The following is a 23423-nucleotide window of genomic DNA, read 5'->3' as shown; positions in this document are numbered from 1 at the left end:
GCGTGCTGATGACAGCCCGGACGCGTTCGGTCTCGTGCACCCGCCAGCGTGGCATGGCGGTGATCGTCGCCCTGCTTGTGGTGGCACTGGTGGCGGTGATTGCCACGGCACTGCTGACCCGGCAGTCGGCCCAGTTGCGTGCGCTGCGTGGTGACCAGCTACGCGCGCAGGTGCGCATGGCGGTGGACGCAACGCTGGAGCGTGCGGCGCAGCAGCTGCGTGAGGATGTAAAGGAACAGCTGACCACGGTGCGCAGCGGGCGCTGGGCGCGCCCGTTGGAACTGCAGGCGCCGTTGCCGGTGCAGCTGCAACTGGTCGATGCGCAGTCGATGTTCAACCTGCGCAACCTGCTGGCACATGGCAGGCCGGACCCCGAGGCGCGGCGCGCGTTCATCGCGTTGTGTGCTGCACAGGGGCTGGGCCAGGGTGCCTGCGCATCCGCGGCGGACCACATCCAGGCGCGCCTGCGCGACGGTGACATCCAGGCACAGGCCCCACTGCCGCGCGAATCACTGATCGCGCAGGCACTGGCCGGTGCCGATCCGGTGGCACTGCAGGCGCTGGCGCGACGCACCGTGGTGCTGCCGGCGCAGACCCTGGTCAACGCCAATACCAGCGACCTGAGCGTTCTGCAGGCGGTGACGCCTGCGGTCGAGCCCGCACGGCTGCAGGCGCTGCTCGGTGAGCGCGACGGCGGTCATTGGCTGCTCAACCGCGGCGACATCGCCAATCGACTTCAACTGAGCAACGAACAGATGGCCGTGCTTCCCCTGGGTATCCATAGCGAGTGGTTCCTGGCAGTCGGCCAGGTGCAGGCTGACGGCAGCGCGGTTGATTTTCGCGCGCTGCTCTGGCGCGAGTACCGCGACGATGGCGTGCGTGTGCAACGCGTGTGGACGAGGATCGGCGCATGACCGTGCAGCTTCGGGTGCGCTTGCCGGCGCTTGAGCGTCTGCGCGCCGACAGCGCGGTGGACTGGGCGCAGCTGCACAAGGGCGAGGTGCTGGCTCACGGCCGCGACACGCTGGCGGCGCTGGGCCTGCGCCATCCGCAGGCTGCGGTGCATGCCTGCCTCGATCCGAACGACCTGATCCTGCTGGAACTGCAGTTGCCACCGTTGTCCGGGCGCCGTCTGCAGTCGGCGCTGCAGGGTGAGGTGGAGGCGATGCTGCTGGATGACCTGCAGGAGGTAGCGCTGGCCCACGGTGTGCAGGCGACGGACGGCACGGTTCCTGTGGCCTGGCTGGGCCAGCAGGCGCTCCTGCAGGCGCAGCAGCTGCTGGCTTCGTGTGCACTGCGGTTGCAGGCGCTGTATCCGACGCCGCTGCTGCTGCCCTGGCAGGACGGTCATGCCACGCTGCAGGTCAGCGGCGAGCACCTGCTGGTACGCAGCGGGCGCGACCGGGGTTTCGTTCAATGGTATGGCGGACGTGATGCCTGTGCGGTGATGCAGGCGTTGGCAGTGCGCCTGCAACAGGCCGGCATGCAGGCCGTGCAGTGGATCGATGGTGTGCCGCCCACGTGGCCGGACAGCCTGCCGGCCACCGCCATCCCCCATGAACGGCAGGCCTCTGGCCCCTTGCCAGGCTGGTCATTGCCGCTGCCCGGGGCGAGCCAGAAAGCGCCGCGGCTTGCGATCGGGCTGGCATTGGCGGCGATGTTGCTGGCCGCGCTCGGTCTGCAGCTGCAGGTCTCGCGGTGGCGAAGTGAGGGCGAGGCCCTGCAACAGGACATGGCACGCCAGTTCAGCGCACGCTTCCCGGAGGTCACCGATGTGGTGGACCCGGTGTTGCAGGCGAGGCGAGCACTTGCGGTGCCACCGCCGGCGCCGCCATTGCCGCCGCTGCAGCGCCAGGTTGCCAGCACGCTGCAGGCGGTCCCGGAGCTGGCGGGGCAGGTGCGCAGCCTGCATTACCAACCGGGCCAGCTGGACATGGAGCTGGATGCCGATGCCCAGGCATTGGCCGATGATCCACAGCGACTTGAACGCTGGCAGCAGGCGGTGCAGGCGCAGGGCCTGCAGCTGGCGCGCGAAGCCGGTGGACGCCTGCGGGTGAACGGGGCTGGACAGTGACCACCCGAACCTTGCGACTGGGCGAGGGACTGGCAGGCCTGCAGCAGCGCTGGCAACGCCTGCCACCGCGCGACCGGCTGATGCTGTGGGTGATGGTGGTGGCGCTGCTCGCGGCGGGTCTGTGGATGTTGTGGCTGGAGCCGCTGCTGAAGCAGCGCACGCACTGGCAGGCCGAGCTGCCGCGGCTGCAGGCACAGGCGCGTGTACTGGCACCACTGCTGCAGGCACGCGAGCGCCAGCAGCAGACGCAGGGGCAGCGCCCGACGATGGCCGGGTTGCGTGATGGAATCAAGTCAGCCGGCCTCGCCGACGGACTGCATATCGAAGCGCGCGACGGGCGTTGGCACCTGCAGGTGCACGCGGTGCCCGCTGACGCGCTGTGGAACTGGCTGCTGCCCGTGCTGGCCGATCCGGCCATCGAACTGCAGCAGCTGCAACTGACACGCACAGGGGATGCGAACATGCCGGCGGCACGGATTTCCGGAAACATCGTGATGGCGCTCAACGTGGGTGCCCATCCATGAGGGCGATGCGCAGCCTTGCCTGCAGTACCGCACTGGCCTTGATCGTGTGCATGGCCCACGCACCGGCGTCGGTGCTGGCGCAGGACGCCCGCGATGAGCCGGTGCAGTTGAACCTGGTCGACACCGATATCGGTGGCGTGTTGCGCATGGCCGCACGCTTCACCGGCCGCCAGTTCCTGGTCGACCCACGGGTGACCGGCAAGATGACAGTGGTTTCCGATGGCCCGGTCAGCCGTACCCAGGCCTACCAGTTGCTGCTGGGCGCACTGCGCATGCGTGGCTTCGCCGTGGTAGAGAACGGCGGCGTCAGCCGGGTGGTGCCGCAGGCCGATGCCAAGCTGTTGGGAGGACGCGTCGGCACTGGTGGTGCCGGCGGTGAGGTGACCACCCGCACCTTCGCGCTGCGCTACGAGAACGCAGCCGCGCTGGTGGCGGTGCTGCGGCCGATGATCAGTCCGGACAATCCGATCACCGCCAATCCGGGCAACAACACCCTGGTGATCACTGACTACGCCGACAACCTGGAGCGCATCGCACGGGTGATCGCAAGCGTCGATACACCGGCCGGCATGGATACCGATGTGGTGAAGCTGCAGCAGGGGATTGCCGTTGACGTCGCGGCGATGGTCGCGCCGCTGCTGGATGCGCAGGGCGCCGAGCCCACCCAGAAGGTGGTGGTGATGGCTGACCCGCGCAGCAACAGCGTGCTGCTGCGTTCCAGCAGCCCCGGGCGCACCCGCCTGGCGCGTCAGCTGGTGGAGAAGCTGGACCGCGCGCAGGACGAGTCCGGCAACCTGCATGTGGTCTACCTGCGCAATGCCCAGGCCAACCAGCTGGCCGGTGTGCTGCGTGGCGTGGTGGCCGGGCAGAGCGATGCACCAGCGATGGGCAGCAATGAAGGCATCACGCCACTGCCGGGTGACGCCAATCGTTCCCCGCCAACGCAGCCGTCGCAGCCGCAGCAGGCCAAGACCGGAGGCAATGCGCTGGAATCGCAGCGCCTGGACCCGAGCCGCCGTGACCCGATCGATGCGGGAAGCACCGGCTTCAGCCAGAACGGCATCTCGGTGCAGGCGGACGTGGCCACCAATACCCTGCTGATCTCGGCACCGGAGCCGGTGTACCGCAACCTGCGGCGTGTGATCGACCAGCTCGACCAGCGCCGTGCACAGGTGCTGGTGGAAAGCCTGATCGTGGAGGTCAACCAGACCGACGCGGCTGAGCTGGGCGTGCAGTGGATGCTGGGCAATGGACGCACCTTTGGTGGCACCCACTTCGGTGGTGCCACCGGCGGCAGCGGGCTCAATACCGGCGCGCGTACCACGCTGGACGTGCTGCCCAAGGATGGCCTGAAGATCGGCGTGATCGACGGCACCATCAACCTGCCCGGTGTCGGCCAGATCCTCAACATGAAAGCGCTGGCCAACGCGCTGCAGAGCAAGGGCGGCGCCAACATCCTGTCCACGCCGAACCTGATGACGCTGGACAACGAGGCAGCCAGCATCATGGTCGGCCAGACCGTGCCGTTCGTCAGCGGCCGCTACGTCACCGACGGCGGTGGTGGCAGCAACAACCCGTTCCAGACCATCGTGCGCGAGGACGTGGGCCTGAAGCTGCGGGTGCGCCCGCAGATTTCCGAGGGCGGCACGGTGAAGCTGGACATCTACCAGGAAGTCAGCAGCATCGACGCGCAGAGTGCCAACAGTGCCGCCGGCATCATCACCAACAAGCGTGCGCTGGATACCAGTGTGCTGCTGGATGATGGCCAGATCATGGTGCTCGGTGGCCTGCTGGAGGACAACGTCAGCCATGGCCGTGATGCGGTGCCGGGCCTGGGTAGGATCCCGGTGCTGGGGGCGCTGTTCCGCAGTGATACGCGCAAGCGCTCCAAGACCAACCTGATGGTGTTCCTGCGCCCGCACGTGGTGCGTGACCCCGCCGCCGGCCAGCGTTTGACCCGCGACCGCTACGACTACATGCGCAATGCGCAGGCCGGTGCGCAACCCGTGCAGAGCTGGGCGTTGCCGGCGCTGTCGGCACCGCAGTTGCCGCCGCAGGACCTGTCTGTGCTCGGCCAGGGCAATGCGCGCGATGGCCAGGGCCAGCCGTTGCAGAACACCAGCCTGGCAGCGCTGTATCCGGCCGGTGACGGCGATGCTCAGCTGGTGCAGTTCGCACAGGGGCTGGACCCGGCGCGTGCCAGCCAGGGCGTGGCGCAGGTGCGGGCACTGGGCTTGCAGGCCTATGCCGAAGCGACGCCGGGCGAGAGCGGGCAGCGCCTGCGCGTGCGATTGCCGCGCGATCCGGCAACGCTGGACCCGGCACTGCAGCAGCTGCGTGGGCTGGGCTACACGCCGGAACTGGTGATTGGGCCGTGAGCGCCGCCGCGCCGCTGCCGTACGCCTGGGTGCGCAGCCATGGCGTGATGCTGTCCGAGGCCGGCGGCGAGCCGGTGCTGCTTGGCACCGCCGACACCGCGGCGTGGGCCGTGGCCGAGCTGCGCCGCCGGCATGGACCGCTGCCGTTCCAGACACTGGATGCCGCGACCTGGCAGCAGCGGCTGGGTGAGCAGTACCGTGACGGCGGTGATGCCGCTGCCGTGGTCGGTGCCGCCGAAAGCGAAGTCGACCTGGACCGGCTGATGCAGGACATGCCGGAGGTCACCGATCTGCTGGATGCGCAGGACGATGCGCCGGTGATCCGCATGATCAATGCGCTGCTGGCACAGGCTGCACGCGATGGCGCCAGCGATCTGCACATCGAGCCGTTCGAGACCCATTCGGTGGTGCGCTACCGCGTGGACGGCACGCTGCGCGACATGGTGCAGCCCCGGCGCGCACTGCATGCGGCGCTGGTGTCGCGCATCAAGATCATGGCCCACCTGGACATCGCCGAGAAGCGCCTGCCGCAGGACGGGCGCATCGCGATCCGTGTGGGCGGCCGGCCACTGGATATCCGTGTCTCCACGGTGCCGACGGGGCATGGTGAGCGTGCTGTGCTGCGCCTGCTGGAGAAGGATGCCGGCCGGCTGCAGCTGCAGCGACTCGGCATGGCCGATGACACCCTGGCCACGTTTACCGGGTTGATCCGGCAGCCGCACGGCATCGTGCTGGTCACCGGGCCGACCGGCAGCGGCAAGACCACGTCGCTGTACGCCGCACTGGGCCAGCTCGACAGCAGCACCAGCAACATCCTCACCGTGGAAGACCCGGTGGAGTACGACTTCGCCGGCATCGGCCAGATCCAGGTCAACGCGCGCATCGGCATGAGCTTTGGCACCGCGCTGCGCGCGATTCTTCGTCAGGATCCGGACACGATCATGATTGGTGAGATCCGCGACCTGGAAACCGCACAGATTGCGGTGCAGTCGTCGCTGACCGGGCATGGCGTGCTGGCCTCGCTGCACACCAACGATGCGATCTCGGCGGTGACCCGCCTGGCCGACATGGGCGTGGAGCCGTTCCTGCTGGCTTCGTCGTTGCGCGGCGTACTGGCGCAGCGGCTGGTGCGGCGGCTGTGCACGCAGTGCCGTCGTGCCGAGGTGGACGGCGAGGGTCGCACCGTATGGCGCGCGGTGGGCTGCGCGGCCTGCGCCAACAGCGGCTATCGCGGACGCACCGGCATCCATGAGTTGTTCGTGGTGGACGACCGCGCGCGCGCGTTGATCCATGAAGGGCAGGGCGAGCCTGCGCTACGAGAGGCGGCACGGCGTGCCGGCATGCGGACCCTGCGACAGGACGGCCAGCGCTGGGTCGACAGCGGGGTGACCACGCTGGAAGAAATCCTGCGCGTCACCGGCGACGACTGAGGTCTGCATGGCACTGTTCGACTACCAGGCTGCCAACGCGCAGGGCCGCATCGAGAAGGGTCAGCTGGATGCCGACAGCCCGCGCGGTGCGCGCCAGCTGTTGCGCGGGCGTGGGCTGACGCCTGTGCAGGTCAGCGCGGCGCGCAGTGCCGGCAGTGGCTGGGGCGCTCGGCGGCTGTCCGCCAGCGAGCTGGCCTGGGCCACGCGCCAGCTGGCCAGTCTGCTGGCCGCCAGCCTGCCGTTGGAAGGCGCATTGAGTGCGGTGATCGAGCAGGCCGAGCGCCCGCACGTGGCCCAGGCACTCACCGCGGTACGCGCCGACGTGCGTGCCGGACAGCGCCTGACCGTGGCATTGACCGCGCGGCCGCGCGATTTCCCACCGATTTATCGGGCACTGGTGGGGGCAGGCGAAGACTCCGGCGACCTGGCGCGAGTGATGGAGCGCCTGGCCGACTACATCGAAGAGCGCAACGCGCTGCAGGCCAAGGTGCTGACCGCCTTCATCTACCCGGCGGCGATCAGCCTGGTATCGGTGGCGATCGTGATTTTCCTGCTCAGCTACGTGGTGCCGCAGGTGGTGACCGCGTTCGTGCAGGCGCGGCAGACGCTGCCGATGCTGACCCAGGTGATGCTGGCGGCCAGCGCCTTCGTGCGCAGCTGGGGCGTGTGGGTAGGGCTGGGCATCGCTGCGCTGGTGGTGGCGTGGCGGCTGGCGCTGCGCCGGCCCGAGCTGCGCCTGCGCTGGGACGCGATGCTCATGCGGGTGCCGATGGTCGGGCGCTTCGTGCTGGGGGTGAATAGTGCGCGCTTTGCTTCGACGCTGGCGATCCTGCTGGATGCCGGTGTGCCGCTGCTGCGCGCGTTGGAAGCTGCGCGGCAGACCCTCGGCAACGCGTTGCTGGCGCGCTGTGCCGATGATGTGTCCGCGCGCGTGCGCGAAGGTGCCGCGCTTGGCTCTGCGCTGAAGGTGCAGAAGGTATATCCGCCGATCCTGGTGCATCTGGTGGCCAGTGGCGAGAAGACCGGTTCGCTGGCGCCGCTGCTGGATCGCGCCGCGCAGACCATCTCACGCGAGATCGAGCGTCGCGCGATGGCGCTGACCGCCCTGCTGGAACCGACCATGATCCTGGTGATGGGCGGCGTGGTGCTGACGATCGTGCTGGCGGTGCTGATGCCGATCATGGAAATGAACCAGCTGGTGCAGTGATGCGCAAAGCGCAACACGGGTAGCGCCGGGCCATGCCCGGCGAGCGCGCAGCACGGCGTGCCTTCGATTCTCCACACAATCCTCCACACCTTTTTCCGATCTTCCACAGGTTTCTTAAGCGGCCTGTCATCGGCGCGGACCAGCATGGACACGTCGCCGCAGAGTGGGCTGGGAGGCCCTCGGCGGCAGCAGGCGTGTAGTGACCGTTCCTCCCTTGGTGTTTCCCTTCGCAGTAAACCCTTCAGGAGAAGATCATGAACAAGTACAAGACCCTGGCCGCGCTGGTTGCTACCGCGCTGCTGGCCACTGCCGGTGCCGCTTCGGCCCAGACCGCCGTCACCGGCGGCGGCGCCTCGCTGCCGGCCGACCTCTACAAGGGTTCGGCTGACAGCATCCTGCCGGCCAACTTCAGCTACGCCGTGACCGGCTCGGGTACCGGCAAGAAGGCCTTCCTGGAAAACAACTCGGCGCTGTTCTCCACCACCGGTACCGTGCACTTCGCCGGTAGCGATTCGGTGCTGAGCAGCACCGAGCTGAACACCTACAACAGCACCTACAACGTGTCCGGCGATGCCAACCGCTACGGCGCCCTGGTGCAGATCCCGTCGGTAGCCACCTCGGTCACGATTCCGTTCAACAAGGCCGGTTCGGCCGTTGACCTGTCGGTGACCCAGATCTGCGGCATCTTCTCCGGCAAGATCACCAGCTGGTCGAGCATCGACAGCGCCCGCAGCGGTGCCATCCAGGTGGTCTACCGTGGCGAGAGCAGCGGTACCACCGAGCTGCTGGCCCGCTTCCTGACCAGCGCCTGCAAGCCGGCCGACGTCTCCGGTACCGCGCTGAAGCTGACCAATGGCGTGCCGGCTTTCTCGGTGCAGTCGACCTTCGCCAACCTGTTCACCACGGTTCCGTCGAACTTCGTCGCTGCCCCGGCCACCGGCGGCACCTCGGTGTACAACGCCGTGTACGCTGCCGATGGCCGCATCGGCTACGTCGGCCCGGACGTGATCCCGAGCCTGACCGACGCCACCAAGGTCGCCAAGGTCAAGGGTTTCTCGCCGGACGAAGTGAGCGTGCAGGCGACCTTGGAAACCGTCGCTCCGCCGACCGATGCCGCCGCTGAGAACCCGGCCAACTGGGTGCCGGTGTTCGGCAACCCGAACGCGGGCTACCCGATCGCGGGCTACACCAACTTCGTGTTCGGCCAGTGCTACAAGAACGGCACCGTGGGCGCCAACATCCGCGGCTTCCTGACCCGCCACTACGGCAGCACGGTGATCAACGGCGTGGAGCAGGGCCCGAACGACGCCGCCATCCGCGCGCACAAGTTCATCCCGCTGACCAAGGCCTGGCGTGATGCGATCCGCACCCGCTTTGCGACCGCCACCAACGCCGGGGCCGTGAACAACCCCAGCACCTGCTCGGGCATCGGCCGTCCGCTGTAACTGCGATTGCTTTGGTAGTTGCAGGAAACGTACAAGGGCGCCGGCAGCAATGCCGGCGCCTTCTGCGTATGTCCGCTGCATGACAGTGATGCGCCTGTCGCCTTCACGCCGCCGCCACCGTCTATGAGGTGCAGGGCGTGCCTGGCGCAGGCCCATCCGTACACGCCGCCGCCAGCGCGGCCCATCAGGTTGACGAGGTCCCCGATGTCGCACCCGCATTCGCCCACCGCCCGTTTCCCTGCTGCCCTGTGGCGCAGCCACCCGATGGCCTGGGCCGTCGCAGTGGCCCTCGGCAGCGTGGTGGCTCCGGCCACTCAGGCCCAACAGGCGTTCAGCCCCGGCTGGTTCGCCGAGCGCGGTGCGGCGCAGGGCGCGGCCGCACAGAGCGGGCGCATGCCCAATGGTGTGCCGATCCAGTTCCAGCTACCCGCGCAGCAGCAGGATGCGGCACGGCAGAAGCTGCAGCAGTCGATCGACAACCTTGGTACGGCCGCGCAGGCCATCGCCCTGCAGCAGCGCCTGCAGGAACAGGCACGGCAGGCGCGCCGCGAGGCGGGATTCGTAGTGGCCGATGGCCTGGGCAAGGATGGCCTGAAGGTTGACGAGAATCCGTTGACGCGTGGCTGGATCAATGCGCGCGACGCGATCCAGTCGCAGGCGGCCGACGGGCGGGTGCTGGTCAACATCGAGCAGACCGCCGACCAGGCGATCCTGAACTGGGAAACCTTCAACATTGGTGGCAACACCACACTGAATTTCCTGCAGAACCCCGACTGGGCCGTGTTGAACCGGGTCAATGATCCCGCCGCAAGGCCCAGCCAGATCCTTGGCCAGCTGAAGGCCAATGGCACGGTGTTCGTGGCCAACCGCAACGGTGTGGTGTTCGGCAACAACAGCCAGGTCAATGTCCGCAATCTGGTGGCAGCGGCCGCACGCATCAGCGATGCGCAGTTCCGCGAGCAGGGCCTGTACAGTGCCGACGCGAACACCTCGGCGCTGACCGACGCCGTGGGCAAGGTCATGGTCGAACGCGGTGCGCGCATCACCACGTACGAACCGACCACGGCTACACGGGGCGGCGGTTATGTGCTGCTGGCTGGCCACAGCGTGGAAAACGCGGGCCAGATTGAAACCCGCAAGGGACAGACCCAGCTGGCCGCCGGTGACAGTTTCGTGATCCGTCGCGGCGTGGGAACCGCCCAGAACACCGCGTCCACCACCCGCGGCAATGAGATTGCCCCGCGCTTCGTCGCTGACAGCACGGCGGGCAGTGTTCGCAACAGTGGTCTGATCCAGGCGCGCGAAGGCGATGTCACGCTGGCCGGCCGCACCGTCGAGCAGGCCGGCGTTGCGGTTGCGACCACCACGTTGAACCAGCGCGGTACGGTGCACCTGTTGAACTCGGCGTCCGATGCGGCCGGCAGCGTGACCCTGGCCGCCGGCTCGACCACGGCAGTACTGCTGGAAGACGATGGCAAGAGCACGGCGCTGGACAGCCAGCGCAACGTGCTCATCAAGGAATCGGCCGAGCAGGACAAGCTGCGCGGTTCCAGCAACAGTGGCACCTTCGACAATCTCTCGCGCCTGCAGGACCGCCGTGAGCAATCCCGCATCGAAGTCGTCTCCGGCGGCGATGTGAACTTCCAGGCCGGTTCGCTGGCGGTGGCCACCGGCGGCCAGGTGATCGCCGACGCCAGCCGGCGCAGCTATCTGGATGATGGCGCGCGCGTGGACGTCTCCGGTGCGGTGGGTGTGCAGGTGGCGATGGAAAGCAACAACGTCAAGGTGAAGGTGCAGGGCAATGAGTTGCGCGATTCGCCGGACAACCGTGACAGCGGCAAGCTGATCAGCAGCGAGGTGTGGATCGACCGCCGCCAGTTGACCGAAGTTGCCGCCGGTACCGGCGGTTATGAAGGCACGCGCTGGTATGCCGGCGGCGGCCTGCTGGAAGTGGGTGGCTACCTGGACAATCAGGGGCATTCGATCAGCGAATGGGCGGCGCAGGGCGGCACCGTCCAGCTGGCAGGCAAGGAAGTGGTCAGCCACGCCGGTTCGCGCATCAATCTGGCCGGTGGCAGCCTGGATGTGCAGTCCGGCGTGGTGCAGCAGAGCTGGCTGCGTGGCCGCGACGGGCAGTTGTACCGGCTTGATGATGCACCGGCCGAGATGCTGTACGACGGTCTGTACCAGGGCTATGAAGTGAAGCAGGAGCGGTGGGGGGTGACCGAATCGTTCCGCAATCCGCTGGTGGCACCCACCCAGCGTTTCGACAATGGCTATACCGTGGGACGCGATGCTGGCCGCCTGTTGATCTCGGCGCCCACGGCCGTTCTGCAGGGCCAGGTGGATACGGTGGCCTTCCAGGGCGCACAGCAGACGCGCCGGCCCGATCAGGAGCAGGAGGGCTACGCGCAGGCACAGACGGCGGCGGCCCGCAACGCCCAGCTCTGGCTCGGGCGTTTCGACAACAGCGGGCGCAGCGCGGTGTTCGACTCGAATGTCCGCATTGGAGCGCTCCAGGCCGACACCCGGCCGTGGACGCTGCAGGCGCCAGTCGGGGAAGCACAGCGCAATACCGTGTGGTTGGACAGTGAGGTGCTGAGCGCCCAGCGATGGGGGCAGGTGGACCTCGCATCGGCCGGTCATATCGACCTCGATGGCACGCTCAGGTTGCAGGAGGGCGGCCGGCTTGGACTCACCGCAAGCCGCGTCAACTTTGGTGGAACGGTGCAGATTGCCGGCGGGCAGGTGGAAGCCGGAAATCTGCTTGCGGCGCTTGGCGGGCCCACGGCATTGCTGACGTCCGGACGTGGTGCGGTGGATGTTGCGGCTGGCGCACGGATCGATCTTGGCGGCGGTTGGGGCAACGCGCTTGCTGCGCCGGATGGCGGTCCCGCACAGGCGTGGATCGACGGCGGACAGGTGCGCTTCAACAGCAGCCACGATATCCATGTGGGCGAGCGGGCCGCGATTCTGGTCGATGGCGGCGGCGCGATCGATGCCAGTGGCAAGGGGCGCGTAGGCAAGGGTGGCAGTGTCAGCCTGCTCGCGGCCAGCACCGAGGTTGGCACTGACGGCAGCGGACGGATCCGTATCGGCGAGGACGCACGCTTCAGCGCGCTCGGCAATGGCAGCGGCAACTTCACGTTGGCAACCGGCGGTGTGGTGTCCATCGGCGCGCCTGGCACGGATGCATCGGCGGCGTCGCTGCGACTGCAGCCAGCACTGTTCAGGAGTGGGTTTGCCGGCTATGACATCGCCGGTCACAACGGATTGACGGTTGAAGAAGGTACCCAGCTGCAGGTGGAACGACCGGCGCTGCGGCTGGCCGAAGGCGCACAGCAGGCACTGACCCGCGAGCTGGGCGTGCAGGCCTGGACGCCGTCGCTGTATGAGGCCGATCCGAGCAGCGGGCGTGTGTCGCAGCGCGGCGGTGCGCGCCTGACACTGCGCGCCGGGCATCTGCTGTCCACGGCCGATCTGCGCGTTGGCAAGGGCGCCAGGATCGAGGTCGACCCGGGCCAGTCGATCGAACTGTTCAGCGCCGGCAACTTGAAGGTGGCCGGCAACCTGAAGGCGGCCGGCGGCCGCATCCGCCTGGATGAGGCATTCGATCCGTCGGGCGTACGCGGCGATGCACGCCGCGAGCGCCAGTGGACAATCGCCGAAGGCGCACTGCTTGACGTGAGTGGCGATAGCGTTTCCCTGCCCGACGCGCGCCGGACATTGCGCGGACAGGTGCGCAAGGGTGGAACGATCGAGATCGGGGGGGCGCTGGACTGGGAAGACCAGGACAACGTACGCCACCTGCCGCCCGATACCTTCGTGGTGGTGGAGCGCGGTGCGCGGCTGGACGCGTCCGGTGCTTCGGCGCTGCTGGACATTGATGGCAGCGGGCGCACCCGGGTGGACAGCGATGGCGGCAGCATCGTGCTGCGCGCGGGCAATGCGCTGTACCTGCAGGGCGAACTGGACGCAGCAGCGGGCGGCGACGGCGCGCGCGGCGGCACCCTCGGTGTTGCCTTTGGGGGCGGCACCTACGGCAGAACGGCAGTGGGCAAGGACGTGCTGGCGCCGCGGGTGATCTCGCTGACCCAGCACGCCGCGCAGACGGCGGACCTGCCTGCACGCCTTGAGTACGGCCATGCGGCACTGTCGGTGGAGCAGATCGAGGCCGGTGGTTTCGATCATCTGGCCCTGTTCGGCGACTTCCGCGCCCAGGGAGATGTCAATCTGCGCATGGACCAGACCCTGCGCATCCATGGCATGAATGAGCGCGCCCTGGGGTTTGCGGAAGGCAACAGCGAGGGCAGCCGCCTGTTGCTGAGCGCGCCCTACGTGCGCCTTGCGCAGGGACGCTGGTGGCAGCCGGCGGGGGAGGGCACGCTGCGGCCGGTCGAGGCGCGGTTCGACGAAGGGAAGCAACATCGTTTCGATGTGAAGGCGAACCTGATCGACCTGCGCGACGTTAGCTGGCTGGCGGGCTTCGACCATGTCAACCTGGACAGCCGTGGCGACATCCGCCTGCTGGCACCGGGAGCCAGCAGCGCCCAGGAAACTTCGTTGTCGTCCCCGGGTTCGATCGATATCAGTGCAGCCCGTCTGTACCCGGCGGCCCGGGCGCGCGGGCGCATCGTCGCTGGCGTTGCGGACATCGGTCCGTCGGGACAGCCTGCCTGGCAGAACCCGGAAGCTGTATTGCGCATCCACGGCGTTGGCAGTGCCACGCAACCGGCACCGGATTCGGCATTCGGCCGCCTGGAACTGGTCGCGGCGACGGTGGTGCAGGGCGGCAACGTGCAGGCGCCGTGGGGCCGCGTCCAACTGGGTGGCGGTGAAAGAAACACCAATCGCGCCAGCCGCGTCGACCTGCTGGGTGGCAGCGTGACCTCGATCAGTGGCGCCGGCCTGGCGCTTCCGTTTGGCGGTACCGTGGACGGTGTGACATGGCGCCGGAACGGCGCCGAGTTCGATGTGCTGGTTCCTGGATCGATCGATGCCCCGATCGGTGTGGACATCGTCGCCAACGCCTTCAACGGTGCCGCAGGCAGCATCGTGGATGTCTCCGGCGGAGGTGAGTTGACCGGCGCTGCGTTCGTCGCCGGGCGCGGTGGCTCGGTCGATGTCCTGCGGCATTCGTTGGCGGATGCCAATCCACGCTATGGCTTCAGTCGCGCGGGCAATGCGGTCTACGCAATCGTGCCGGGCCGAGCGGACGTGCAGGCACCGCTGGCGACCGGTGACGGCAGCGTCGATCCCCGTGTCGGCCAGGAGATCGTCATTCCGGACGGCGTGCCTGGACTCCCGGCGGGAACCTACACGTTGCTGCCGGCGAACTACGCATTGCAGAAGGGCGCATTCCGCGTCGAGATCGGTGCCGAGAGCGCGCTGGGCAACGTCTCGCCGGTGGCGACCGGCACCGGCTCCTGGCGCATCAGCGGGCACCGCGCGCAGGGCCTGGGCGGGGCGGTGTCGCCGTTGCTCACCGACCTGGTGCTGACACCAGCGGAGGCGGTTCGCCGCCACGCCGGCTACAACGAAACATCCTACAACGCGTTCGTGCACGGCGTGGCCGAGCGGCGTGGCGAAGCGCTGCGCTGGCGGACGGTGGATGCCGGGAGCCTCAACCTGGTGTTCGGTGAAGGCGCAGGACGGTCGGGTACCCCGGCGGCAACCTTCCTCGGCCTGTCCCGCTTTGGCGCCGGCAGCAGTGACGGGCTCGGCGGCACGCTCTCGGTCAATCTGCGTGTCTCCAATGGTGCAACGCTGGAGATCGCCAGCGAGGGCGCCGATGCCGCCAGCGGGCGCGGCGCTACCGTCTCCGATACCACGCTCAATGCATTCCGTCCGGTAACGATGCTGATCGGCGGCACGCTGCGGCGCGATGCAACCACCTATGCGCTGGAGGGCGGCGCACAGCACATCGTGGTGCGCAACGGCGTCAACCTGACGGCGCAGGAAGTGCTGCTGTCGGCCGCGTTCGGAGGCAGGGGTATCCTTGTCGAGCAGGGCGTTTCGATCGACACCCTGTCCCAGTCGGGCCCGTCGAGCGTGGCGCAGCCCACGGCGCCCTACCTGGTCGCGGGCGGCCTGCTTGCCGTGTCCAACCAGCGCCTGACGGCGCTCAGTGCACAGGGCGGAAGTGCCGGCGGGCCGGTAGCGATCGACATCGGCGGTTGCGAGGCGGACTGCAGTGGGCAGACCCGATTGCTGTCGGCGGGCAGCATCAACGTGGTCACCGACGGCGCCTTGAACATGGGTGACTCGCTGAGCTATGGCACGCGCCAGCTCGGCCTGGGCATGTCCGCACTCAACCTGGGCAGCACCGAGGCCATTGCGATGGCGTCGGCGGCCGGCGGCCTGCCCACGGGCATGACCATGAACCAGGAGGTGCTGCAGCGGTTGCTGCGCGGAAACACCGCCATCGGCGCTCCCGCACTGGAGGCGCTCAGCCTGACCGCGCGTGATGCCATCAACGTGTTCGGCAGTGTCGACCTGGATACGCGCGATGGCGCGACCGGTCGCAGCAGCCTGCGCAATCTGGTGCTGGGTGCGCCGGCCATCCACGGCTATGCTGCCGCCACCGACCGCGCGCGCATCTTCGCCGACACGCTGGCCTGGGATGGGACACTGACCGGCACCGACCTGCCCGGCGGCGAGCTGGCACAACCGCCCGGCGAGGCGATGGTGGGCCGGCTCGGCCAAGGGCAGCTGGAGATCAATACACGGGTGCTGGAACTGGGGCGTGCGCCGTTCACCCGCCCCAACTCGTCTGTGGCGGCCGGTCGCCAGGTGCTCGGCTTTGCCGGCGTTACCCTGGCAGCGTCGGACCGCATGCTGTTCTCGGGCAAGGGCAGCCTCGATGTGTTCCAGCAGCAGGGCGACTATCTGCCAGGCAGCGGCTGGCAGTTCAGTGGCGGCGCGCTGGACATCGTCACTCCGCTGCTGACCGGTGATGCCGGTGCGCAGCTGGCAATCCGCAATGGCGGTACGGTGCAGCTGCGCGGCGCCGCGGCGACCGCGGGCAGCGATGCGTTGGGTGCCGAGTTGTCCATCACGGCCGAACGCGTTGTGATCGACAGCAGGGTGGCGTTGGCGTCCGGCAGGTTCGAGGCCAACGCACGCCAGGGCGTGGTGCTTGGCAGCAATGCAGTGCTGGACATGGCAGGGCGCAAGGTCAGCCTGTTCGACGTGGACAAGTACAGCTGGGGCGGTGACGTGGCGCTGTCGAGCCGCGAAGGTGACATCGTTGCCGACGCGGCGTCGCGGATCGATCTTTCCGCCCGCAACAACCGCGGCGGCCGCTTGACCGTTGCTGCGCTGGGCCCGCAGGACGGCCGTGTCGATCTGGCAGGTTCGTTGCTTGGCGGTGCCAGCGGCCGCTACGACGCCGGTGGCACCGAAGTGCCCTATGACGGTGGCGAAGTGGTGGTGCGCGCACGCCAGTTGCAGGACTTCTCCGGGCTCAATACACGGCTTACCGCCGATGGTATTACCGGTGGCCGGACCTTCCAGTTGAGCGAAGGCGACCTGGTGATCGGCGATGAGGTGAAGGCCCGCAACGTTGATATCAGCGTCGATGGCGGCAGCCTGCAGGTCAATGGCCGCATTGATGCCAGTGGCGAACAGGTCGGCAGCATCCGCCTGTCCGCCCGCGACGTGCTGCGTATCGATGGCACGTTGGACGCGCATGGCAGCGCCTTGCGCGTGGACAGCTACGGCAAGATCATCGACAGCCCGAACCGGGCCATGATCGAACTGACCTCGGCCAACGGCAGCCTGCAGCTGGGTGCGGCTGCCTCGATGGACCTGCGCGCCGGCACGTCGGTGGCCACCGGTAGCGGGCCGGGCCAGAACGACGGCCGCGCACGCGGCAGCGTCAAGCTCAACGTGCCCCGCGTGGGCAGCAACGATGCAGCGATCGAGGTGGCCAGCGGCATCCGCATCGCCGGTGCCGGCGATGTGCAGGTCAACGCCTTCCGCAGCTATGATTCGGCGCCTTTGGCCAGCGCTCCGGACGTGCATGGCCATCGTCCGCAGGTGATCAACCAGCAATGGTTGGATACGGTGGTGGATCCGGACAACAGCCAATGGATGAACGCCGCGCTGGCCAATACCGGATTGCAGCAGCGCATCTCCGCACTGGGCAGCTATCGCCTGCGCCCCGGTGTGCAGATCATGGCGCGAACCAGCAGTGACAACCCGCGCGGTGATCTGGTCGTGGCCGGTGATATCGATCTGTCCGGCTACCGCTACGGACCGCAGTCGAACCGGGCCGATCCTGCGCGCCGTGGCTTCGGTGAGTCGGCCGCGCTGGTACTGCGTGCCGAGGGCGACGTCAATGTCTACGGCAGCATCAACGATGGGTTCGCGCCACCGCCTGCCAATCCCGATGAAGACGGCTGGGTGTTGCTGGAAGGACGCAGTACGGGTTCACCGAACACCGCGTTTGGCGGTGACCTGATCGTGCCGGGCGAGGGTGTCCAGCTCCAGGGCGGCACCGAGTTCCGCGCCGGTGCCACGCTGAATTATGCGCTGCCCTTCGAGGCGGTAACCCTGCCGGCCGGAACCGTGCTACCGGGGGAGATGGTGTTGTCCGGGCCGCTGCTGCTGCCGGCCGGTACCGTGCTGGGCGCGGTAGTGACCACAGACAGCGGACAGGTGATGGTGGCCGGCACCGTGCTGGCACAGGCGCTGGCGTTGCAGTCCGGTGCCCGACTGGGTGCCGGTTTCCGCCTGCGCACGCCGGCGCCGTTGGCCGCACAGGTGTGGCCGGCCGGCGTCGCCCTGCCCATGGCGATGAAGCTTTCAGGCGCGCTGAACCTGCATGCCGGTGCGATCATCCCGTCGATGACCAAGGTGGAGCTGCCAGGCGATGCACCGGTGAAGCTGCGGGCGGCCGATGCCAGCGGACGCCAGGGCCGCAACTGGGCGCTGGCGGCCATGCTGCCCGAAGGCACCACCTCGTGGGACCTGACCGCGGTGGCCGGTGCTGATACGACCGCCGCCGATCCGCGTACCCGGCGCTGGGGGAGTGACGGCAGCATCGTGCTGGCCGACAGCCACTACAGCACCATCGGTACGGTGACCACGACGACGGAATGGAAGGGCGACCGCGTGATCACCGTGGATGGCTCGCTGGATCTATGGGGCGATGAGTCGTGGGTCGGAAAACCCGTAGCGGATCTCGCTCGGGAGCTTGGCATGACCGAGAGCGATGTCTGTGATTCCGGACCCTACTGCGGTCCGGCCCCGCGCCTGGTCGACAAGGAAGGCTCGCTGGCATGGTGGGGCGATGAATCGTGGGTCGGCCGCCCGGCTACGGAGCTCGGGGCCGAGATGGGCATGTCGGAGGAAGAAATCTGCGCGGCGATGGGCTACTGCTATGGCGGCGGCACGTTGACTGAAGTCACGACCTATGGCAAGCGCCTGGGTGCACCGGCCTGGAGCGTCCTGCGCACCGGCAAGGGTGACCTGGCGCTGCTGGCCGTGCAGGATGTGCGCATGAAGTCCGGTTTCGGTGTGTACACCGCAGGTGCGCCGACGGCGCTGGGTGATGGCCGTGACACGCAGTTCACCCCGGGGCGGGCCCCAGTGCCCAGGAACACCGCGCTGCTGGGCCCGGTCCAGGCGTCCGGCCGCTACGATGCCGCCATCGCCACTTACCAGGCGTGGTATCCCGACCAGGGTGGCAATCTGCACGTGCAAGCGGGCCGCGATATCACCGGTGATACCTGGAGCGCGCGCGCAGAGGCGGGCACGCCGCAGCGCGACCAGGCCGGGCATTCCAGCGCCGCGGTGGGCAACTGGTTGTGGCGCCAGGGATCGGGCACGACTGCTGGTGTAGTGCAGAGCGCAACCAGCTGGTGGATCAATTTCGGTACCTACAGCACGGTGGGCCCTGAGCTGGATGCGACGCCTCGCCTGGTCGGCTTTACCGGTTTCGGCACGCTGGGCGGCGGTAATCTGTCCTTGGAAGCAGGCCGCCACTCGGGCGTGATCGCGCCGATGGGCAATGCTCTGGGATTGTTGACGGCGCCCCATTCCAGCGCGATCGTCGCGGCGGTCGGGTCGACCGGACGGGTCAGCAACGGTGAATTGCATCTGACGGGGGGCGGAGACCTGACGCTGCGAAGCGGCGGAGCGGTCAACCCCGGCCTGCGCGCAAGCGCGCAGCAGCCCGAAGGTTTCCAGCAGGATCTGGATCTCAACGGCACCGTGACCAATCTACGCGGCAGCACGCTGCTGCAGGCGGCGCGCATCGGCGGTCTCAGCGCGATACAAAGCAGCTACGGCACGTTGGGCCTGCACAATCCGTTCGTGGCCGACGCACCCGTTGCGATGGCCGGGCCGGTGCTGGCGCTGGGCGATTCCACCGCCCAGGTGCAGGCGCGCGGCGATGTGGTACTGGGTAGTGCCGCCGATCCCGGCCGGGTTCCCGTGGCCAATTTCAACGATATCCTGCTGGAAGGGGGCGGTCACGCGTCGGGCACAAGCTGGTTCTCGCTGTGGACGCCGCGCACCGCGCTCGACCTGTTCTCCGCAGGCGGAAATCTCTCGCCGGGCCTGGTTGGCACGCAGCACACGACCGGCAGCAACCAGGGTAGGGAGGTGATCAGGATCAACCCCAGCAATGGCGATGCCTATCTCAACTACTGGTTGTATCCCTCCCGGTTCACGGCCATCGCGGCCTCCGGGAACATCAATCTCGCCAGTCTGCGCAGTGGCAGCGTGCCCGATGCCCAGGACGTCATCGTGCTGGCGCCCTCGGCGTCGGGTCGGCTGGAGGTATTGGCGGGAGGATCGATCCTGGCTACCGACCGGGCCACTCAGATTGTGCGCTCAAGCAGTGATGCCCGTGTCCCCGGGCCATTCAATCCCGGCTTCATCGCGCAAGGCCCCGGAAACGCGGGAACCGTGCGCAGCAATGTACCCGCGGACGGGAACGGCGCCAGTCCTGGCACTACGCTGCCGTACTTTGCCTTCGGTCCCAATACCGCGCTCGGCGTGCTGTTGCCAACCACACCGACCGTGGCCAGCCGGTTCTATGCAGTGGCCGGCGATATCATCGGGCTGGGAAGCGGCGACAGGCGGCAACTGTCGCGCAATGCCGAGAACGGCGCGCGTACCGTATTCGACTGGTACGAAGCGGGCTCGGCGGTACAGCTGCGCGCCGGTCGCGATGTGATCGGCGCGGATGTCACCGCGCTCAACACCAGCGGTACCGATATCAGCGGGATCGAAGCGGGCCGGGACATCATCCGCAGCAACCTGACGGTTGCCGGCCCCGGCAACGTCGAAGTGAGTGCGGGCCGGCAGCTGCGCCAGGAAGAGGCCGGAAGCATCGTGAGCCTGGGCGGCGTCGTGCAAGGCGATGCCCGTCCCGGCGCCAGCATCGCAGTGACTGCCGGCAACCAGGGCATTGATTTCGATGCACTGCGCACGCACTACCTGGATCCGGCCAACCTCGCCGATTCCTCGCAGTCGTTGGCTGCGCAGCCGGGCAAGGCGGTGAAGATCTACGACAAGGAGTTGAGGGAGTGGCTGCAGCAGCGCTTCGGTCTGGCGGTTGATGGCGCCGAGGCCCTGGCAGCATTCGACCGGCTGCCGAAGGAACAGCAGCGCATCTTCCTGCGCCAGGTCTACTACGCCGAACTGCGTGAAGGTGGCCGCGAGTACACCGATGCCGAAGGTCCGCGTTTCGGTTCTTACCTGCGCGGCCGCGAGGCCATCGCCACGCTGATGCCGGACAAGGATGCGACGGGGGCGACTATCCAGCGCACCGGCGACATCCTGATGTACGGGGGCTCCGGCGTGCGTACCGAAGCCGGCGGCAACATCGAGCTGATGGCGCCGGGCGGACAGATCGTGGTGGGTGTGCAGGGCGTGGTGCCGCCGGCCAGTGCCGGGCTGGTGACCCAGGGGCAGGGTGACATCCGTCTGTTCAGCCAGGACAGCGTTCTGCTGGGGCTGTCTCGGGTGATGACAACGTTCGGCGGAGACATCCTGGCCTGGTCGGAGCAGGGTGACATCAACGCCGGTCGTGGTTCGCAGACCACGTTGTTGTACACGCCACCGCGTCGCGTCTATGACGGCTGGGGCAACGTGATCCTGTCGCCGCAGGCCCCGGCCAGTGGTGCAGGTATCGCAACGTTGAACCCCATTGCCGAAGTACGACCGGGCGACGTCGACCTGATCGCGCCGCTGGGCACCATCGATGCGGGCGAGGCTGGCATCCGCGTCTCGGGCAACATCAACCTGGCCGCGCTGCAGGTGCTCAATGCCGCCAACATCCAGGTACAGGGTGAAAGCAAGGGCCTGCCCGTGCTGGCCACGGTGAACGTCAACGCGCTGGCCTCGGCCAGTGCAGCAGCCAACAGCGCCAGCCAAGCGGCACAGGATGTGATGCGCAAGAGCCAGGATGATGCGCGGCGCAACCAGCCTTCGGTGATCAGTGTGCAGATCCTCGGCTTCGGCAGCGGCACCAGCAGCATCAACCCGCCGGCGCGTGGCAATACTGCCAACGCTGGCTATGACGCCAACAGTGCCTTCCAGTTCCCGCAGGCAAGTCGCGACGAGGGAACGCAGCGCCGGTAGGCCTCTTGCAAGCGTGCCGACCAACGGTCGGCACCAAGGTAGATCCACGCCTTGCGTGGATGCGATCGGGCCGGAAGAACGGACAGCATCGGGCCAGCCGCCACGGAGCGGTGGCGGCCCCAGCCAGGACGGCACGGAGGGCAGGGAGCGGCCATCAGCGGTGAGGACCACCGACACAACGCCGCCGGGTGCAGGAGAGTGCCCGGCGGCAGGCGGGGGGATCCATGCAATGCGCGGATTCCGGAGCCAACAACAATGCCGACCAACGGTCGGCACCCACCAAGGCACGGTCGGCACCCACCGTAGATCCACGCCGTGCGTGGATGCCTTGCCTGGGAAGAATCCTAAAGCTCCAGCACCCGCCGGTAACTCAGCGGCCCACGCCCATCGCGCAGGCCCAACCGCAGTTCAAGTCCGGTGGCCGGCATTACCTCGCCTTCGCTCGGCAACACGGCCCATCCCGTTCCTGGCTGCCAGGCCCGCACCTCGAACCGCTGTACCTCGCGCGCCACGGCAATGCCCTTCGACAGATCCGGCGCCGGCAGGGGATACCGATCCGTCGCTGCGCCGCTGGCCCGCCAAAGCGTACTTCCCTGCCGCCACCAGCGCACCCGCTGCCAGCGCAGCCCATCGCTGCCGACACTGCGGGTGATCTCCAGCGCGAAGCTCCCATCCGGATGCCGCTCGCTCACCAGCGAAGGCGGCAGCAGCCGCTGCGGTTGATCGGCCGGCCGCACGGCACCATTCATCAACGCATCGTCTGCGCGCATTTCGATATCACGCTGGAACTGCTGCAGCACGCGCAGCGTCGTCGTGGTCTCGGCATCGGCCTGGCGCAGGCGCTGGTCGCTGTTGGCCACGCTGTCGAGCGCCCGCCAGCAGATCAGTGCCAGTACGCCCATGATGGTGATCGCAATCATCACCTCGATCAGGGTGAAGCCGCGGACGGCGCGCCTCATTGCGCCGCCGTCCATGGCAACTGCATCCGCGCCAGCGACTGCCGAGGAGCGTCCTCGGCAACCACACTCAGTTCCAGCTGCGGCTGGCCATCGTTGCCCGTGCCCAGATGCTGAAGCACCAGGAAGCTGCTGCGCCCCTGCACACAGCGTTGCCGGGCATCCTGCGGTGCCTGTCCGCTCAGGCGCAGTTCCTGCCAGCGATCCTGCGCACACAACAGTGCCAGGCGACGATCACGCAGCCGTGACTGATCGTCGGTCGCCACTGCCACCGAGCGCATCACCGCCGCCAGTGCAATCGATACGATCGCCAATGCGATCAGCACTTCGATCAGGGTGAATCCGCGCGCCGCCTGCTTCATTGCACGACCTGCAACTGTCCGCTGCCATCATCACGAAGGCGCAGTTTGCGACCCTCCAGCGACAATCCAAGCTCCCAGGCGATACCGATCCACTCCGGGCTCAGCTCAATGGGGTTGGCGGGCTGCACCGCAATGCCCGTTGCCTGCCACTTCTGCGGACGCAGCAGATCATCGTGTTCAACGGTCACCCAACCGCTGCCTTCGCGGCGGCTGAAACGATAGCCGTTGGCGTCGGCCTCCCAACGCAGGGGGCGGCCATCGATGCGCGCCTCATCGCGCGCCACCTGCAGGCGCTGCGCCAACCGCTCGGCTTCCTGCCGCAGCTGCCGGCCCGGGTCGAGCAGGCTGCCCAGGCCCAGCCCGATTCCGGCCGTGCAGATGCCGATGATCACCAGCACCACCATCAGTTCCAGCAGGGTGAAACCACGCGGCACGCGCTGCATCGACGTT

Annotated in this window: 11 protein-coding genes; 8 read left to right on the top strand and 3 right to left on the bottom strand. The window is 68.0% G+C overall.

The window, feature by feature from the left end; all coding sequences use genetic code 11:
* The first annotated feature begins 8 nt into the window (after positions 1 to 8).
* From gspK to G370_RS0106465, 8 genes are all read left to right on the top strand, one after another.
* A complete protein-coding gene (gspK, locus tag G370_RS0106500) occupies positions 9 to 914 on the top strand; it encodes a type II secretion system minor pseudopilin GspK (protein ID WP_032955269.1) in 906 nt (301 codons plus the stop codon).
* The gene (gene gspL / locus G370_RS0106495) at positions 911 to 2074 is read left to right on the top strand and encodes a type II secretion system protein GspL (RefSeq protein ID WP_019659866.1); all 1164 of its coding nucleotides are present in this window, start codon (positions 911 to 913) and stop codon (positions 2072 to 2074) included. Before gspK ends, gspL begins: the two co-directional genes overlap by 4 nt.
* Entirely contained in the window at positions 2071 to 2598 is a 528-nt protein-coding gene (gene gspM, locus G370_RS0106490; RefSeq protein ID WP_019659865.1) for a type II secretion system protein GspM, read from the top strand. Before gspL ends, gspM begins: the two co-directional genes overlap by 4 nt.
* Positions 2595 to 4976 (top strand): type II secretion system secretin GspD, encoded by a 2382-nt coding sequence (gene gspD, locus G370_RS0106485; protein ID WP_019659864.1) that lies wholly within the window; start codon positions 2595 to 2597, stop codon positions 4974 to 4976. Before gspM ends, gspD begins: the two co-directional genes overlap by 4 nt.
* The gene (gene gspE, locus G370_RS0106480; RefSeq protein ID WP_019659863.1) at positions 4973 to 6406 is read left to right on the top strand and encodes a type II secretion system ATPase GspE; all 1434 of its coding nucleotides are present in this window, start codon (positions 4973 to 4975) and stop codon (positions 6404 to 6406) included. The genes gspD and gspE overlap by 4 nt, the downstream gene beginning before the upstream one ends.
* A gap of 7 nt (positions 6407 to 6413) precedes the next feature.
* The gene (gspF, locus tag G370_RS0106475; RefSeq protein ID WP_019659862.1) at positions 6414 to 7613 is read left to right on the top strand and encodes a type II secretion system inner membrane protein GspF; all 1200 of its coding nucleotides are present in this window, start codon (positions 6414 to 6416) and stop codon (positions 7611 to 7613) included.
* A 254-nt stretch (positions 7614 to 7867) separates the two neighbouring features.
* Entirely contained in the window at positions 7868 to 9058 is a 1191-nt protein-coding gene (locus G370_RS0106470) for a substrate-binding domain-containing protein (protein WP_010485337.1), read from the top strand.
* 204 nt (positions 9059 to 9262) lie between these two features.
* Positions 9263 to 21655: a filamentous haemagglutinin family protein gene (locus tag G370_RS0106465; RefSeq protein ID WP_019659861.1), complete on the top strand. Its 12393-nt coding sequence runs from the start codon at positions 9263 to 9265 to the stop codon at positions 21653 to 21655.
* Positions 21656 to 21999: 344 nt separating this feature from the next.
* On the opposite strand, the gene G370_RS0106460 is transcribed toward G370_RS0106465, so the two are convergent.
* From G370_RS0106460 to gspH, 3 genes are read right to left on the bottom strand one after another with little or no spacing between them, the layout of a single operon-like run.
* A complete protein-coding gene (locus tag G370_RS0106460; RefSeq protein ID WP_019659860.1) occupies positions 22000 to 22614 on the bottom strand; it encodes a prepilin-type N-terminal cleavage/methylation domain-containing protein in 615 nt (204 codons plus the stop codon).
* Entirely contained in the window at positions 22611 to 22973 is a 363-nt protein-coding gene (gspI, locus tag G370_RS0106455) for a type II secretion system minor pseudopilin GspI (RefSeq protein ID WP_019659859.1), read from the bottom strand. Before gspI ends, G370_RS0106460 begins: the two co-directional genes overlap by 4 nt.
* Positions 22970 to 23416, bottom strand: a complete 447-nt coding sequence (gspH, locus tag G370_RS0106450) for a type II secretion system minor pseudopilin GspH (RefSeq protein ID WP_019659858.1) — start codon at positions 23414 to 23416, stop codon at positions 22970 to 22972. Before gspH ends, gspI begins: the two co-directional genes overlap by 4 nt.
* Positions 23417 to 23423: the final 7 nt, after the last annotated feature.

The organism is Stenotrophomonas hibiscicola ATCC 19867, from assembly GCF_000382065.1.
Lineage (GTDB): Bacteria > Pseudomonadota > Gammaproteobacteria > Xanthomonadales > Xanthomonadaceae > Stenotrophomonas > Stenotrophomonas hibiscicola.
The sequence above is the reverse complement of the archived record's forward strand: the minus strand, read 5'-3'. Positions and strand labels throughout refer to the sequence as shown.

Excerpts from the sequence above, each read along its gene's own strand:
- gspK (WP_032955269.1), top strand. The coding sequence starts at position 9 with ATGACAGCCCGGACGCGTTCGGTCTCGTGCACCCGCCAGCGTGGCATG.
- gspF (WP_019659862.1), top strand. The coding sequence starts at position 6,414 with ATGGCACTGTTCGACTACCAGGCTGCCAACGCGCAGGGCCGCATCGAG.
- gspL (WP_019659866.1), top strand. The coding sequence starts at position 911 with ATGACCGTGCAGCTTCGGGTGCGCTTGCCGGCGCTTGAGCGTCTGCGC.
- gspI (WP_019659859.1), bottom strand. The coding sequence starts at position 22,973 with ATGAAGCAGGCGGCGCGCGGATTCACCCTGATCGAAGTGCTGATCGCA.
- gspH (WP_019659858.1), bottom strand. The coding sequence starts at position 23,416 with ATGCAGCGCGTGCCGCGTGGTTTCACCCTGCTGGAACTGATGGTGGTG.
- gspD (WP_019659864.1), top strand. The coding sequence starts at position 2,595 with ATGAGGGCGATGCGCAGCCTTGCCTGCAGTACCGCACTGGCCTTGATC.
- G370_RS0106460 (WP_019659860.1), bottom strand. The coding sequence starts at position 22,614 with ATGAGGCGCGCCGTCCGCGGCTTCACCCTGATCGAGGTGATGATTGCG.
- G370_RS0106470 (WP_010485337.1), top strand. The coding sequence starts at position 7,868 with ATGAACAAGTACAAGACCCTGGCCGCGCTGGTTGCTACCGCGCTGCTG.
- G370_RS0106465 (WP_019659861.1), top strand. The coding sequence starts at position 9,263 with ATGTCGCACCCGCATTCGCCCACCGCCCGTTTCCCTGCTGCCCTGTGG.